The organism is Amycolatopsis sp. NPDC004378 (genome assembly GCF_053602455.1).
The window spans coordinates 88004-101413 of sequence record NZ_JBSGDR010000001.1 but is presented as its reverse complement, the minus strand read 5'-3'; the positions used below and the strand labels follow the sequence as shown (position 1 = coordinate 101413).

Annotated in this window: 17 protein-coding genes; 12 read left to right on the top strand and 5 right to left on the bottom strand. The window is 72.1% G+C overall.

Annotated features, from left to right (window positions below; translation table 11 throughout):
- Positions 1-26: 26 nt before the first annotated feature.
- On the top strand, positions 27-299 hold the full coding sequence (locus tag ACWEN0_RS00475; RefSeq protein ID WP_451967591.1) for a DUF6412 domain-containing protein: 273 nt from the start codon (positions 27-29) through the stop codon (positions 297-299).
- Between the two features lie 64 nt (positions 300-363).
- On the top strand, positions 364-1008 hold the full coding sequence (locus ACWEN0_RS00470; RefSeq protein WP_451967589.1) for a YidC/Oxa1 family membrane protein insertase: 645 nt from the start codon (positions 364-366) through the stop codon (positions 1006-1008).
- Here the strand turns inward: ACWEN0_RS00470 and ACWEN0_RS00465 are convergent.
- Positions 991-1404: a DnaJ family domain-containing protein gene (locus ACWEN0_RS00465; RefSeq protein WP_451967587.1), complete on the bottom strand. Its 414-nt coding sequence runs from the start codon at positions 1402-1404 to the stop codon at positions 991-993. The two genes, ACWEN0_RS00470 and ACWEN0_RS00465, sit on opposite strands and share 18 nt — an antisense overlap.
- Before the next feature lie 66 nt (positions 1405-1470).
- Here ACWEN0_RS00465 and ACWEN0_RS00460 point away from each other — a divergent pair, with 66 nt between their 5' ends.
- A complete protein-coding gene (locus tag ACWEN0_RS00460) occupies positions 1471-2253 on the top strand; it encodes a TetR/AcrR family transcriptional regulator (RefSeq protein ID WP_451967585.1) in 783 nt (260 codons plus the stop codon).
- Positions 2254-2276: 23 nt separating this feature from the next.
- Here ACWEN0_RS00460 and ACWEN0_RS00455 read toward each other — a convergent pair whose 3' ends face one another.
- The 3 genes from ACWEN0_RS00455 to ACWEN0_RS00445 all read right to left on the bottom strand — a co-directional run bounded on the left by ACWEN0_RS00455 (position 2277) and on the right by ACWEN0_RS00445 (position 4817).
- Positions 2277-2534: a hypothetical protein gene (locus tag ACWEN0_RS00455; RefSeq protein ID WP_451967583.1), complete on the bottom strand. Its 258-nt coding sequence runs from the start codon at positions 2532-2534 to the stop codon at positions 2277-2279.
- Positions 2535-2539: 5 nt separating this feature from the next.
- The gene (locus tag ACWEN0_RS00450) at positions 2540-3706 is read right to left on the bottom strand and encodes a lytic transglycosylase domain-containing protein (protein ID WP_451967582.1); all 1167 of its coding nucleotides are present in this window, start codon (positions 3704-3706) and stop codon (positions 2540-2542) included.
- A 208-nt stretch (positions 3707-3914) separates the two neighbouring features.
- Positions 3915-4817 carry a LysR family transcriptional regulator gene (locus ACWEN0_RS00445; RefSeq protein ID WP_451967581.1) on the bottom strand — a complete coding sequence of 301 codons (903 nt, stop codon included), beginning with the start codon at positions 4815-4817 and terminating at the stop codon, positions 3915-3917.
- Between the two features lie 103 nt (positions 4818-4920).
- Between ACWEN0_RS00445 and ACWEN0_RS00440 the strand changes: the two genes are divergently transcribed.
- Positions 4921-5616, top strand: a complete 696-nt coding sequence (locus ACWEN0_RS00440; protein ID WP_451967579.1) for an SDR family oxidoreductase — start codon at positions 4921-4923, stop codon at positions 5614-5616.
- 99 nt (positions 5617-5715) lie between these two features.
- A complete protein-coding gene (locus ACWEN0_RS00435) occupies positions 5716-6300 on the top strand; it encodes a hypothetical protein (protein WP_451967577.1) in 585 nt (194 codons plus the stop codon).
- 2 nt (positions 6301-6302) lie between these two features.
- On the opposite strand, the gene ACWEN0_RS00430 is transcribed toward ACWEN0_RS00435, so the two are convergent.
- A complete protein-coding gene (locus ACWEN0_RS00430; RefSeq protein ID WP_451967575.1) occupies positions 6303-6743 on the bottom strand; it encodes a GNAT family N-acetyltransferase in 441 nt (146 codons plus the stop codon).
- A 139-nt stretch (positions 6744-6882) separates the two neighbouring features.
- Between ACWEN0_RS00430 and ACWEN0_RS00425 the strand changes: the two genes are divergently transcribed.
- The 7 genes from ACWEN0_RS00425 to ACWEN0_RS00395 all read left to right on the top strand — a co-directional run bounded on the left by ACWEN0_RS00425 (position 6883) and on the right by ACWEN0_RS00395 (position 13405).
- Positions 6883-7104, top strand: a complete 222-nt coding sequence (locus ACWEN0_RS00425) for a hypothetical protein (protein WP_451967574.1) — start codon at positions 6883-6885, stop codon at positions 7102-7104.
- A gap of 259 nt (positions 7105-7363) precedes the next feature.
- Positions 7364-8245, top strand: a complete 882-nt coding sequence (locus ACWEN0_RS00420; RefSeq protein ID WP_451967573.1) for an SIS domain-containing protein — start codon at positions 7364-7366, stop codon at positions 8243-8245.
- Positions 8242-9144 (top strand): 1-phosphofructokinase family hexose kinase, encoded by a 903-nt coding sequence (locus tag ACWEN0_RS00415; RefSeq protein WP_451967571.1) that lies wholly within the window; start codon positions 8242-8244, stop codon positions 9142-9144. Before ACWEN0_RS00420 ends, ACWEN0_RS00415 begins: the two co-directional genes overlap by 4 nt.
- Positions 9145-9253: 109 nt before the next feature.
- The gene (locus ACWEN0_RS00410) at positions 9254-10096 is read left to right on the top strand and encodes a class II fructose-bisphosphate aldolase (protein ID WP_451967570.1); all 843 of its coding nucleotides are present in this window, start codon (positions 9254-9256) and stop codon (positions 10094-10096) included.
- Positions 10097-10195: 99 nt separating this feature from the next.
- Entirely contained in the window at positions 10196-11560 is a 1365-nt protein-coding gene (locus ACWEN0_RS00405) for an ABC transporter substrate-binding protein (protein WP_451967569.1), read from the top strand.
- A complete protein-coding gene (locus ACWEN0_RS00400) occupies positions 11560-12516 on the top strand; it encodes a carbohydrate ABC transporter permease (protein ID WP_451967567.1) in 957 nt (318 codons plus the stop codon). Before ACWEN0_RS00405 ends, ACWEN0_RS00400 begins: the two co-directional genes overlap by 1 nt.
- Positions 12497-13405 (top strand): carbohydrate ABC transporter permease, encoded by a 909-nt coding sequence (locus ACWEN0_RS00395; protein WP_451967565.1) that lies wholly within the window; start codon positions 12497-12499, stop codon positions 13403-13405. Before ACWEN0_RS00400 ends, ACWEN0_RS00395 begins: the two co-directional genes overlap by 20 nt.
- The last annotated feature ends 5 nt before the right edge of the window (positions 13406-13410 follow it).

Genomic DNA, 13410 nt, shown 5'->3' with positions numbered 1-13410 from the left:
GAGCGCGAGGAAGGGGGACGACTGCCGTGACCACGTTGCTCGAGCTGGCGTTCCCCGCCTTGACCGGCCCGACGGCCCTGGTCGCCTTCGCCTCCCTCGCCGCCGCGAGCCTCCTGGTCGTGCTGCTGGTCGGCAGCACCCAGCGCAGCGAGCTCGCCCTGTGGTCGGCGCCGGTGCGCAGCCGCGTCACGGCGCTGCGCCGCCGGGCCCGGCGCGCCGAGGCGATCCGCCTCCGCGATCCCGGAGCCCCGGGGCGCAGCAGGCCCCGAGCACCCGGTTCCCGCAGCACGGCTGCGTAGGAACCACTTCGACGCAGCCATTCCGCTCACCCCCCGTACCTTCCACTCAAGCGGAGTGCTGCCCATGTTCGGCTTTCTCGACGTGCCCGTAGAGGGCGCGTACCACCTGATCCACGCGCTCACCGGCCCGCTCTCGACCGCGCTGGCCATCGTCCTGTTCACCCTCGGCGTGCGCCTGCTGCTGCACCCGCTCGCCCGGTCGGCCGCCCGCGGCGAGCGGGCCCGGGCCGCCCTGATGCCGGAAATCAAGGCGCTGCAGGCCAAGCACGGCCGCGACCGGGACCGCCTGGCCGTGGAGATGACGAAGCTGCAGCAGGAGTCCGGGAACTCGCTGTTCGCCGGCTGCCTGCCGCTGCTGCTGCAGCTGCCGTTCTTCATGGTGATGTACCGGCTCTTCACCACGGCCACCATCGGCGGCGAGCCCAATTCGCTGCTCGGCGCGACCTTCCTGGGGACGCCGCTGGGCGCGCACGGCCTGGCCGGCAGCCCGCTCGTGTTCGCCATCGCGGCCGGGCTCGCCGTCGTCGCGTGGTTCACGGTCCGCCGGCAGGCCCGCGACGCCGAAGTCCCGGGTGGCAGGTGGCTGCGGTTCCTGCCCTACGGCACGGTGCTCGCGACGCTGGTCGTGCCGCAGGCGGCCGGGATCTACCTGCTCACGACGACGGCGTGGACGGCGGCCGAACGCGCGTTGCTACGACGTGGTTCGTGAGCGCCGCCAGTCCTCGACCGCCTCTTCGACGTCGACCAGCGCCACCGTGAGCGGCGGCCCGGTGTGGTGGTTGAGGTAGGCCTGCCGGATCCGCGTGTTGAGGTCCTCGACGACGTCCCGCACCTGCCGCTCGGTCCGCTCCCCGGCGAGCCGGGCCGGCAGGTCCTGGACTTCGCGTTTGAGCGCGAGCGCGGGTGGCAGCAACGCCTTCGTGTCGTGGCCGCCGGCGCGGACCTGACGCAGCACCCAGTCGGTCGCCGCGTCGTTGCCGGTCGGCTTCGGCAGCGGCTTCCCGGTGCCGGGCAGGTCGTCGAACTCGCCGCGGTCGCGGGCCTCGTCGATCTGCCGGTCGACCCACCAGCGGAAGGAGACCTTGGGCGGTTTGCGTCCGGTCATGTCTCCAGAATGCCAGGTGGGACGGCCGGCCCGGGTAGGATCCGGGTGGGGGAGCGAGGGGAGCGCATGACCGCCGAACGCACTGGCGCCGATGATGTCGACCGGACGCTCGCGCTGCTCTGGCGCGCCCGCGGCGGTGCCGCCGAGCCGACCAGGGGCCGTCGCCCGACGCTGACGATCGAGCGGATCGTCGCCGCGGCGATCGCGGTCGCGGACGCCGACGGCCTGGCCGCCGCGTCGATGCACCGCGTGGCCAAGGAGCTCGGCGCCGGCACGATGACGCTGTACACGTATGTCCCCGGCAAGGCCGAGCTGGTGGACCTGATGGTCGACGACGTGCTCGTCGAGCGGCGGCTGCCCGGCCCGGGCGAGCCGCGCCCGGGCGACTGGCGCGCGCAGGTGGCCCTGTACGCCGAGCGAACCCGCGAGGCGTACCGGAACCACCCGTGGCTGTGCGAGGTTTCGCGCGTCCGGCCGCCGCTCGGGCCCGGTCAGCTGGCCGGGCAGGAGTACCTGTTGTCCATAATGGACGGTCTGGGGCTGGCGCCGCCGCAGGCCGTCGCGGCGGCCAACGGGATCGGCACGTACGTCGACGCGAACGCCGCGCTCGGCGCGGAGAACACCCGCCTCGAGCGCAGCACCGGGCAGTCGACGGAAGCCTGGTGGCACCAGCGCTCTTCGTTCTGGGAGAACTACTTCGTGGTCGACGCGCACCCGGCGATGAACCGGATCTGGCTCGGCGGCGGCTTCGACGAGAGCGCGAAGGCCCAGGGCGAGACGGCCTACGAGTTCGGCCTGAACCGCATGCTCGACGGCATCCAGGCCCTCGTGAGCGGCAATTCGGGTTAGCACCCGGATCACCGCTGACGACGTCAGCGCCGGGTGCGCCAGCGGGAGCGCCGGCGTTCTTGGCGGGGTACCGCGGGTTCGGCGGGGACGTCGCCGCGCAGGGCGTCCCGGCACAGGGGGTCGAACCGGCCGGGGGCCTCGATCATCGGGGCCGCGAGCACGATGTGCCCGCAGACGGCGAGGAACCGGCCGTCGCGCCGCCCCGCCGCGAACTCGTCTTCGGTGACGGCGTGGGTGTAGCCGTCGGTGTCGCAGCGGATGTGCACCAGGAACGGCTCCACCGGGCTCACCCCGTCGCGCTGGTGCTGGTGGTGGTCGAGCTGGTCTCGGTGGGCGTGTTCGCCGAGCCGGCCGGGGTGGTGCTCGAGGTCGTGGCCGGCGGCGGGGTCGTCGTCGTGGTCGACGGCGGCGGCGTGGTGGTGGAGGACGGCGGCGGCGTCGTCGGGTCGGTGGTCGGCGTGCCCGGCGTGGTCGACGGGGTGCTCGACGACGGCGTGGTGGTGGTCGGCGAGGTCGACGTGCCCGGCAGCGAGCCCGGCGGCTGGGCGGTCACCGGGGGTGCCGGCGGCGCGGGGACGCCGACCGGGGCACCGGCGGCGGCCGCGTCCGGGGCGTTCGGCGTGCCGATGGGCACGTCGCTGTCCGGCAGCTTCGCCACGCCGCCGCGGTAGGCCGCGGCCCACGCCATTACCGTGTCCACATAGGACTGGGAGTTGTTGTAGCGGCGCACGGCCAGGCGCTGGCCCGCGTCCGTCGAGAGGTCCAGCCCGCCCGAGCACAGGTAGCGCGCGGTGGCCAGGGTCTCGTCGTAGATGTTGTTCGGGTTCGAGACGCCGTCGCCGTTGCCGTCGGAGGCGTAACCCTTCCACGTCGACGGGATGAACTGCGTCGGGCCGACCGCGCGGTCCCACACCGCGTCGCCGTCGTACTTGCCGCCGTCGGTGTCCGGGATCGCGGCGAACGCGCCGGCGCCGTTGAGCACCGGGCCGAGGATCGGCTCCAGGGTGTCGCCGTTGGCGTTGACGTACCCGCCGCGGGCGTGGTTCGACTCGATCCGGCCGATGCTCGCGATCAGCGCCCAGTCGAGGTGGCAGTTCGGCTGCTCCTTGGCCAGGATGTCGGCCGCGTTCCGGTACGCCTTGAGCATGCTGGCCGGGATGCCGAGCGGGCCGGAGATGCCCGCCGAGCCGGCGCGCCCGCCGGGCACGACCAGCGGGGTCGGCAGCGGCGGCTGGGGCAGGCTGCCGTCGACGGCGACCGGCGGCATCACGATGTCCGGCTGCCGCAGCGGCGCGGCCTGGTCGGGGAGCGTGTCACCGGCGCCGGCGATGACGACCTGCGCGGGCACACCGGCGGTCAGCGCGGGCAGCACGACGAGCGCGCCGCCGGCGAGCGCGGCCGCGGTCCGCCGGACCGAACGCGTGCTCTTGCGACGTGGCCGGTGCTTCGGCATGGTCGTCCCCGCTTCCCTCGATCTCGCGCTGATCGCCTCACCCGATCGGCCTTCACCCACCGGTACTGACCGGTACGAGCAAACTATCCGATGGAACGGAAGTTTGGCGAACACGACAGCAAAATCCGGGCGTGCGCGAGAAGTTCGTCCTGATGGCACAAAACCTTCGTCGGGAATCTGTCAGATTCACCAGGACTTAACGGCACGCTCAGGAGAGTTTGTCCAGTAGCGATGGCGGGACAGTGATGCCCCGCTGCCGAACGTCCGAGGAAAACCGCCGGACGAGCGAATCCGACGGCGTCGCGGTGAACGTGACGACGTCGCGGTGCAGTGCGGGCTTCAGCCGCCGCAGCGCCCCGGCGAACGTGCGGGTCAGCGCCGTCGTCGGCACGAGCGCCACGCCCAGTCCGGCGGCCGCGAGCTGCGCCGCCGTCGCGGCCTGTTTCGTCCGCATCACCGCCGTCAGCACGGTTCCGTGCCGTGCGACCTCCGCGTCGAGCCAGCCGCCGAGGCCGTTGTCCGGGTGGTAGTGCACCACCGGAACGTCGGCCAGCTCGGTGACGGGTACCGCCGTCCGGGTGGCGAGCGGGTGATCGGCGGTGAGGGCCACGACGATCTCTTCGCGCCCGACCAGCTCGGCCGGCCCGCTCCACCGGCTCGGCCGTGGCCCGGCGGCGACGTCCGCTTCGCCCGTTTCCAAGGCCGCTACCAGCGCATCCGCGCTCGTCGTCTCGGTCAGCGTGATCAGCACGCCGGGCCGGTGCCGGTGCCAGGCCCGCAGCACCGGGGCGAGCAGCCCGGCGGTCATGCTCTCCGCGCAGGCGATCCGCAGCGTGCCTTCGCCGCCGGCGGCGACCGCGCGCCCGGCCCGGACCACGCGGTCGGCGGCGGCCAGCGCCGCCCGCGCGTCCGCGACCACGGCCCGGCCGGTGGCGGTCGGGCGGACCCCGCGGGGCAGTCGCTCGAGCACCGGGGTGCCCAATTCCCGCTCCAGCGCGCCGATCTGGTGGGACAACGCGGGCTGCGACAGGTGCAGCCGCGCGGCCGCCTCGGTGATCGACCCCGCGTCCAGCACCGCGACCAGGCACTCGAGCGCGCGCAGGGTAGGCATTCGCCGATTCTATCGCAGCCATCGAAAACATTCGGATCGCGCCGGGACTGTTCCGGCGTCGCGCGGCGCTGAACCCGGTGTGCGAGACGAAAGGAGCACGGAAATGTCGTTCGAGGGAAAGCGGCTGGTGGTCGTCGGCGGCGGTTCGGGGATCGCGCGCCGGATCGCGGCGGACGCGCACGCGGCGGGGGCCGAAGTCATCTTGGCCGGGCGGAATCCGGCGGGGATCGACGTTCCCGGTATTCGCACCGCATTCGCGGATCTGGGGGACGAATCGTCGCTGAAAGCGCTTGCCGGTGCAGTCGGCGAACTCGACTACCTGGTGACGCTCGGGTCCGCACCGGCGAACGGGCCATTGGCGGCGCTGGACCGCGACGCGGTCACGAAGGCCTTCGACGCGAAGGTGATCGGGCCCTTGGTGCTGGCCCGGGAATTCGCGCCGCGGTTCCGCGACGGCGGCGCTGTCGCGTTGTTCTCCGGCGTCGCCGCGTGGCGGCCGGCGCCCGGGCGCACGGTGATGGCGACGGCGAACGGCGCGGTCGCGTTCCTCGCGGAAGCGCTCGCGGTCGAGCTCGCCCCGGTCCGCGTCACCGCGATTTCGCCTGGCATCGTCGACTCCGGCGCGTGGGACCACCTCGGCGACGCGAAGGACGAGCTCTTCCAGCGGACCGCGGCGGCGAACCCGGCCCGCCGGGTGGGCACGACCGCGGACGTCGCGGCGGCCACCCTCCAGGCACTGGCGAACCCGTTCGTCACCGGCACCGTGCTGCACGTGGACGGCGGCGGCCGGCTGGCCTGAAACGGTCGGTGACCGAGCCTTTACACCGGCGTGGACCATTCCTATGATCGGCCGACCGGACGCACTGCCGCGTCCGGTCGGCCCAGGGTGGAGGGTTTGATGGCACGGAGGGCTTCGCGCGGCGAGCAGGTGACCGTCGCCGAGCTGCTGGTCCGGTCCGCCGCGGCGCACGACCGCCGCGGTACGGTCGGCACGGGGGCGCGGCACCGGGAGAAACCGCAGGTCGTGCGGTCCCTGGCCCGGCTGCGGGTGCTTTCCGTCGTCGCCGGTGCGCTGGCCCTGACGGGCGGAGTCGCGACGGCGGTTTCGATGCCGGTCGAGCGGAGCGCGGGCCCGGTCTGGCCCCCGGCCGGCCTGGAACCGCCGGTGTCGCTGCCTTCCCCGGCTGCGGTCGTGGCGCCAGCCGTGTCTCCGGAATCCGTGATGACGCCCGGTGCGGCGGGCGGAATTACTCCGGCGAGCGCTGATCAAGAATCGGATTCCGCAAGCACGCCGGCTCATCGCGGAAAGCTCGCGAAAGCGGTCAAGATCGTCGGGAAAGGCGCTGGGAAAGCGAAACCGCCGAAACAGGCGGCACCGGTGCGGCACGCGATCCCGGACGTCCCGGTCTGGTCGCGCGGCCGTCCCGGCGGCGACCCGGGTGGCCACCACCACTGCGGCGGTGGCGGCCGTCACCGCCGATGACGTCAGGGTTCGAGCGGGATCTGGTACTGCATGAAGCCCTTGTCGAGCGCGACCTGGTCGTAGAGCCGGCGCGCGGTGGTGTTCGAGGTCTGGGTGTGCCAGTAGACGCGGACGCAGCCCTGCGCCCGAGCCCAGCCGGCGACGGCTTCGATCAGCGCCCGCCCGACGCCGCGCCCGCGGGCTTTGCCGTCGGTGAAGAGGTCCTGCAGGTAGCAGACGTCGGCGGAGGTCGTGCTGACGTGCGTGAAGAAGTGCACGATGCCGACGAGGTCGCCGTCGAGCCGGGCCCCGAGCGCGTGCATCCGCTCGCCGCGGGCGAATTCCCGCCACGCGCGGTCCACCAAGTCCGGCGCGAGCGTCCGGCCGTAGAACGCGTTGTAGCCGGCGAAAAGGTTTTCCCAGGCCGCGCGGTCGTCCGCGGCGAGGCCCCCGATGGCGATCATGCCGCGAGGCTAACGCCTTCGCCGGCCGGTTCGATGAACACACCGGACACAACTGGCGAGTAAGGTGACGAACCCGAATCCGATTCATAGAATCGGCAGCCATCAGGTCCCGGTCGGCCCACTCAAGCGGAGGTTCCCGATGGCGCGCACGGCGCACCGTGCCCAAGGCAAGCCCGTCACGGTGGGGGAGCTGATGCTGCGGCCGGACGTCCACGGCAGACGTCGCCCCGAAGACCTCGAGGTGCTCGAACTCGCCTACCGGATGCGCCGCCGGATCGGCCCGGAGCCGGTGGTCGCGCCGACGCCCCGCTCGCGGGCGCTTGCCGTTGTCGCCGGGCTTTGGCGGCGCAAGGCGCGGTAACCGCCTGGGTTCTGGTGTGGGCCACCCTCGTCGAGGGTGGCCTTTTTCGTGTGCGCAGTGGGTGCGTGAAGGTGCTTGATGTGGCGTTTTCGTGGCGGCGCCGCGCTCGGCCTCGTCCCCACATCGCCCCCTTGTGTGTCGCCCGGCTGCACACGCGCGCGCATCTCATGCACAAAGTTGCGCGATACGACGATTGACGAAGCACAAAACTGCACCTAACGTGACACCTGTTGCGCACACCGGCACGGATGGGGAGTTCATGAGCGGGACCTTCATGGCGGCGGAGGTCGCCAGCCAGCCCGGCTGCTGGCGTGAGGCGGGCGCGCTCGCCTCGGCGAACAGCGGGCAGTTGCCGGCTCCGGGCACGCGGGTGGCCGTCGTCGGCTGTGGTACCTCGTGGTTCGTCGGCCAGGCGTACGCCGTGCTGCGCGAAACGGCCGGGCTGGGTGAGACCGATGCCTTCGCTGCTTCCGAGTTTCCGGTCGGCCGGGCCTACGACCACGTGATCGCGCTGAGCCGCTCGGGTACCACGACCGAGGTGCACACCTTGCTCGCGAAGCTGCGCGGGCGGACGAAGACCACCGCGATCACCGGCGTGCCCGAGGCCGTCGGGGGCGCCGCCGACGCGCTCGTCGATCTGTCCGCCGTGGACGAGCGGTCGGTCGTGCAGACGCGGTTCGCCACGACCGCGCTCGCGATGCTGCGCGCGCACCTGGGCGAAGACCTCGGCGACGTCGTCGCGCAGGCCGAGCGGGTGCTGGCCGAGCCGCTGCCCGCCGAGCTCACCGAAGCCGAGCAGGTCAGCTTCCTCGGCACCGGCTGGTCCGTCGGCATCGCGAACGAGGCCGCGCTCAAGTTCCGCGAGGCGTGCCTGCTGTGGACGGAGTCGTACCCGGCCTGGGACTACCGGCACGGCCCGATCAGCATCAGCGAGCCGGGCCGGGTGACGTGGATGTTCGGCGCCGCACCGGACGGGCTGGCCGAGGACGTGCGCCGCGCGGGCGGCACGTTCGTCGAGAGCGGGCTCGACCCGCTCGCCGACCTGGTCCGCGCCCAGCTCGTCGCCGGGGCGATCGCGCGGCGCAAGGGCCTGGACCCGGACCACCCGCGCAGCCTGACGCGCTCCGTCGTCCTCGCATGATCGTCACCGTGACGCCGAACGCCGCGCTCGACGTCACGTACACAGTGGACAGCCTGGTGCCGGACGCCGTGCACCGGGCACGCGACGTCCGGCGCCGGGCGGGCGGCAAGGGCGTGAACGTCGCCCGCGTGCTGCACGCGCTCGGCGCCGACGTCCGCGCGATCGCCACCGCGGGCGGGGCGACCGGGGCCGAGGTCGCGGCGGAGCTCGGCTCGGCCGGGCTGCCCGCCGAGCTGGTGCCGATCAGCGGCGAGACACGCCGGACGACCACCGTGCTCTCCGCGGAAGACGGCTCGGTGACCCTCCTCAACGAGCCGGGGCCGCGGCTGACCGCGGCCGAATGGGCGCTGCTGGCCGCGCACGTCCGGCGCCGCGAGCCCGAGGTGCTGGTCTGCTCCGGCAGCCTGCCGCCGGGCGCGCCGCCCGACGGCTACGCGCGGCTGGCCGCCGGATGGACGTCCATTTTGGACACGTCGGGGCCGGCTCTGCTGGCCGGGCTGGCCGCACGGCCGGCCGTGGTCAAGCCCAACGCCGCCGAGCTGCGCGAGGCGACCGGGCTCGACGACCTGGAACAGGCGGCGCACGAGCTGCGCGGGCGGGGCGCGGGCGCCGTGGTGGTGTCTCTCGGCGCGGCCGGGTTGCTCGCGGTCACGGCCGCGGGCACCTGGCACGCGACACCGTCGAAGCCGCTCGCCGGCAACAGCACGGGCGCGGGCGACGCGGTGGTCGCGGCGCTCGCGCTCGGGCTCTGCCGCCGCGAGCCGTGGCCGGAGATCCTGCGCCGCGCCGTCGCCCTGTCCGGCGCGGCGGTGCTCGGCCCGCTCGCCGGCGACGTCGACCTCGGGCACTACCACCGGGAGCTGGCCGCGGTGCGGGTCCGGCCGGGCGGGGAGGCCTGATGTCTCCGGCCGCGGCGCGGGGCGGAGTCCCGATGGCTTCGACCCCCTCCGGCGCATTCGACCAACGGGGGCCGGCCGCCGGGTGCGGCCGGCCGGAAGGGATGTCCTGATGCCTCTGGTCGCCACCGGCGAAATCGTCGCCGAGGCCGCGGCGGCGCGGCGGGGGTGTGGTGCCTTCAACGCGATCCAGCTGGAGCACATCACCGCGATCGTCGAAGGCTCGGCGCAGGCGGACTCGCCCGTGATCGTGCAGCTCAGCCAGAACGCCGTGCGCTACCACGGTGCGCTCGCTCCCATCGGGGGCGCCGCGCTGGCCGTGGCCCGGGTGGCCGAAGCGCGCGTCGCCGTGCACCTCGACCACGCCGAGTCGCGTGAGCTCGTGCGGGAGGCCGTCGCGCTGGGGTTCGGCTCGGTCATGTTCGACGCGTCCAAACTGGACTACGCCGGCAACGTCCGGGAGACCCGCGAGGTCGCCGCCTTCTGCCACGACCACGGCGTGTGGGTGGAGGCCGAACTCGGCGAGGTCGGCGGCAAGGACGGCGTGCACGCGCCCGGCGCCCGCACCGACCCGGACGAGGCGGCGGAGTTCGCCGCGGCCACCGGCGTCGACGCGCTCGCCGTGGCCGTCGGCAGTTCGCATGCCATGCTGACCCGGGACGCCACTTTGGACTTCGGCCTCATCGCGCGGCTGCGTGAACGGGTGCCCGTGCCGCTGGTGCTGCACGGCTCGTCCGGGGTGTCGGACGAGGGGCTCGCCGAGGCCGTGCGGGCGGGGATGACGAAGGTCAACATCGCCACCCAGCTCAACAAAGTCTTCACCGCGGCCGCGGCGGGAGACTGGCGCGCGCACCCCGGACGCGTCGACCCCCGGAAGTACCTGGGGGCCGGGCGGGACGCCGTGACCGCCGAAGTGCGGCGATTGTTGCGGCTTCTTGTGTTGACAGATGCTTGAAAGCCCATAAAACTGCGCACTAACGCGCAGAACATGCGCAATATTCGATCTCGATCCAGGTGGTGGCGGATGCGGCGAAGCAAAGTCATGGCATGTGCGGTGGGAGCGTCCGTCCTCCTGGCGGGCTGCGGCGGAGGTGCCGACGCGGGCGGCGGCACGGGGGAGAACGCGCTGCCCGGGGTCGACCAGTACCTCGCCGCGCCCTGTCCGGAGGCGGCCGTCAAACCGGCCACGGACAAGGAGTTCACGTACTGGGCGATGTGGACGGCCGACGAGCCGCAGGGCAAGGTCCTCCAGAAGGCGTTCAAGTGCTTCCAGGAGAAGACCGGCGTCAAGGTGAACGTGCAGTGGCTGGGGCGCAAGGCCTACACGCAGAACCTGGTGCCCGCGCTCAACACCGACGCCGTGCCGGACCTGTTCGACCAGGACGTCAGCAAAGTCGGCGCGGCGATCATGACGCCCGGCGGCACGCAGAGCGTCGACGACGTCTTCGCGATGAAGGTCGGCGAGGGCGACAAGACGGTGAAGGACGTGCTTTCCCCGAGCTCGTACGACTTCCCGCAGAACAAGGACCACGAGGGCCACAACTTCATGGTCCCCTACACCGTGCAGTCCAGCGCGTGGTGGTTCAACAAGGACACCGCGGGCGACGTGCGGCAGCCGAAGACGATGGACGACCTGACGGCGTTGTTCGACAAGGCGAAGGCCGACGGCAAGGCCGCGATCAGCCAGGACGGCGACATCCCGTTCTACAACATGTACTTCTTCACGCAGCTCGCCGAGCGGTACGTCGGCGCGGGCGGGCTCAACAAGGCCGCGTCCGACAGGACCGGGCAGGCGTGGAAGACCGACCCCGGCTTCCTCAAGGCCGCCACGGAAACCGCGAAGCTGCCGAAGTACTTCATCGACGGCTGGGACGCGGCGAAGTTCCCGCAGGTGCAGCAGCGCTGGGCCGACGGCGACTCGCGCTACCTCTACGTCGGCACCTGGGCGCCGAGCGAGACGCGCGAGTACCTGGACAAGCAGGGCGCCGGGACGAAGATCAACTACGGCTCGTTCCAGTTCCCGATGCCGGCCGGGGCCACGCACGACACCGTCGAGCAGATGTCGATCGGCTTCGCGGTGACCAAGAAGGCCAAGCACCCCGAGGCCGCGAAGGCGTTCATCGCCTACTTCCTCGGCAAGGACATCCTGTCGGGCATCCCGGCGGTGGCCGACAACCTCGTGCCACGCGCCGACCTCGCCGTGCCGGGCGACCTCAAGCAGGTCAAGGCGGCGATGGACGACCCGAAGAAGGAGCACGTCCTGCAGTACGACGGGATCGACGGCATCGCGGGCGGCAAGTGGCAGACCGACGTCTTCGACCCGGCTGACACCGCGTTGCTGAAGGGCCAGCTCACGCCGCAGCAGTTCGTCGACCAGCTGGCCGCCAAGGGCGCCGAGTTCTGGAAGAGCCAGGGCTGATGGCCACGCTCACGACGGCACCGGCGCCGCGGGTTTCGGAGACCCGCGACGCCGGTGGCGCGCACCTGCGCCGCAAGAAACGGCTGTTTTGGCCCTTCGCGGCGCCGGCGTTGGCGCTGTACCTCGCGTTCCTCGTGCTGCCGACGCTCGCGACGGTGGTGCTCAGCTTCACCAGCTGGGCCGGCGCCGGCGACACGCCGCAGCCCAACGGCGTCACCAACTACACGCGGATGTGGGCGAGCGACTCGTTCCAGTACGCGTTCCGCAACACGCTGGTGTACGTCTTCCTCGGCGGCATCGGCACGTTCGCGCTGGCGTTCCTGTTCACGATGGTGCTGCGGGACATGCGCGGCGGCAAGGTCGTCCGCGCGATCCTGTTCTTCCCGAACATCGTCGCGCCGGTGGCACTGGGCATGTTCCTCGGCTTCGTGTTCAAGTACCAGCCGGGCAAGCAGGGCCTGGCGAACTACGTGCTGGAGCACGTCGGGGCGGACGCGGCGAAGTTCCTGGCCCCGGCCAACGTGACCGGCGTCGTGACGGCGTCGCTGATCTGGGCCAGCTCGGGTTTCTACATCACGATCCTGATGGCCGCGGTCGACCGGATCCCGCCGTACCTCTACGAGGACGCCGAGCTGGGCGGCGCGTCGCCGTGGCAGAAGTTCCGCAACATCACGCTGCCGATGACGTGGGACGTCGTCGGCGTCGCGGGTGTCCTGTGGACGATCAACGCGCTGAAGATCTTCGAGCTGGTGTTCGTGCTGGCCGGGCCGGGCACGTACGCGCCGCCGAACCAGGCGTGGACGCTGGGGATCTACGTGTTCGACCGGACCTTCGGCTCGAACGGCACGCCCGACTTCGGCGCCGCTTGTGCGTGCGCGGTGGCGATGATCGCGCTGGTGTCGATCCTGGTCGTGCTGCTGAGGCGGGTGATGCGCCGTGACGCTCTCCAGTTCTGAAGTCCGCGTGCGGAAGGTGCCGCGCAAACCGCGCCCGGCTCCCGGCGCGCGCCGGCTGAGCCCGTTGCGGCTGCTGGGGTCCACGATCGTCTGGCTGTTCACCGCCGGCAACGTCCTGGTGCTGTACTGGCTGGTCACCGCGGCGTTCAAGACGCCGGTGGAGATCTTCACCAAGCCGTTCGCGCTGCCGTACCAGTGGTTCCACGTCGGCAAGCCGTTCCGCAACTTCAGCTACGCTTGGACCAACGCCGGGTTCGGCGACGCGGTGCTGACGACGGTCGTGCTCGTCGGCCTCGCCACGGTCGCGACGGTGGCCGTTTCGGCGCCCTGCGCGTACGCCCTGACCAGGCTGGGGGTCCGCGGGTCCGGGCCGATGACGAACGTGGTCGCGATCGGCATGGGGGTGCCGTTCCAGACCGTGATCATCCCGCTGTTCGTCGTGCTCAGCCGGATCCACCTGGACAACGAGTACGGGCTGTTCGTGCTGTACGTCGCGTTGTCGATCCCGTTCACGGTCTTCCTCCTGACCGGCTTCTTCCGCTCCCTGCCGGACGAGCTGGAGGAAGCGGCCGCGCTGGACGGCGCGTCCCCGGTGCGGACGTTCTTCTCGGTGATGCTGCCGCTGGCGCGCGGCGGCCTGATCACGGCGCTGACGCTGAACGCGATCGGCCTGTGGAACGAGACGCTGCTGGCGATCGTGTTCCTGAAGGACCAGGCGCACTTCACGCTGTCCCGCGCGCTGTTCACGTTCTACGGCGCGGCGAGCTACCAGTCGGAGTACGGCGGCCTGATCGCCGGGGTGGCGATCGTGGTGCTCCCGATGCTGGTGCTCTACCTCGTGCTCGCCCGCCGGATCATCACCGGCCTGACCCTCGGCGCCGGAAAGTAGGAAGA

What these genes read in the sequence shown, in the direction of transcription:
- ACWEN0_RS00435 (WP_451967577.1), top strand. Translation starts at nt 5,716, where the DNA reads ATGGCACGGAGGGCTTCGCGCGGCGAGCAGGTGACCGTCGCCGAGCTG.
- ACWEN0_RS00420 (WP_451967573.1), top strand. Translation starts at nt 7,364, where the DNA reads ATGAGCGGGACCTTCATGGCGGCGGAGGTCGCCAGCCAGCCCGGCTGC.
- ACWEN0_RS00415 (WP_451967571.1), top strand. Translation starts at nt 8,242, where the DNA reads ATGATCGTCACCGTGACGCCGAACGCCGCGCTCGACGTCACGTACACA.
- ACWEN0_RS00400 (WP_451967567.1), top strand. Translation starts at nt 11,560, where the DNA reads ATGGCCACGCTCACGACGGCACCGGCGCCGCGGGTTTCGGAGACCCGC.
- ACWEN0_RS00460 (WP_451967585.1), top strand. Translation starts at nt 1,471, where the DNA reads ATGACCGCCGAACGCACTGGCGCCGATGATGTCGACCGGACGCTCGCG.
- ACWEN0_RS00470 (WP_451967589.1), top strand. Translation starts at nt 364, where the DNA reads ATGTTCGGCTTTCTCGACGTGCCCGTAGAGGGCGCGTACCACCTGATC.
- ACWEN0_RS00410 (WP_451967570.1), top strand. Translation starts at nt 9,254, where the DNA reads ATGCCTCTGGTCGCCACCGGCGAAATCGTCGCCGAGGCCGCGGCGGCG.
- ACWEN0_RS00430 (WP_451967575.1), bottom strand. Translation starts at nt 6,743, where the DNA reads ATGATCGCCATCGGGGGCCTCGCCGCGGACGACCGCGCGGCCTGGGAA.
- ACWEN0_RS00450 (WP_451967582.1), bottom strand. Translation starts at nt 3,706, where the DNA reads ATGCCGAAGCACCGGCCACGTCGCAAGAGCACGCGTTCGGTCCGGCGG.
- ACWEN0_RS00440 (WP_451967579.1), top strand. Translation starts at nt 4,921, where the DNA reads ATGTCGTTCGAGGGAAAGCGGCTGGTGGTCGTCGGCGGCGGTTCGGGG.
- ACWEN0_RS00465 (WP_451967587.1), bottom strand. Translation starts at nt 1,404, where the DNA reads ATGACCGGACGCAAACCGCCCAAGGTCTCCTTCCGCTGGTGGGTCGAC.
- ACWEN0_RS00445 (WP_451967581.1), bottom strand. Translation starts at nt 4,817, where the DNA reads ATGCCTACCCTGCGCGCGCTCGAGTGCCTGGTCGCGGTGCTGGACGCG.
- ACWEN0_RS00425 (WP_451967574.1), top strand. Translation starts at nt 6,883, where the DNA reads ATGGCGCGCACGGCGCACCGTGCCCAAGGCAAGCCCGTCACGGTGGGG.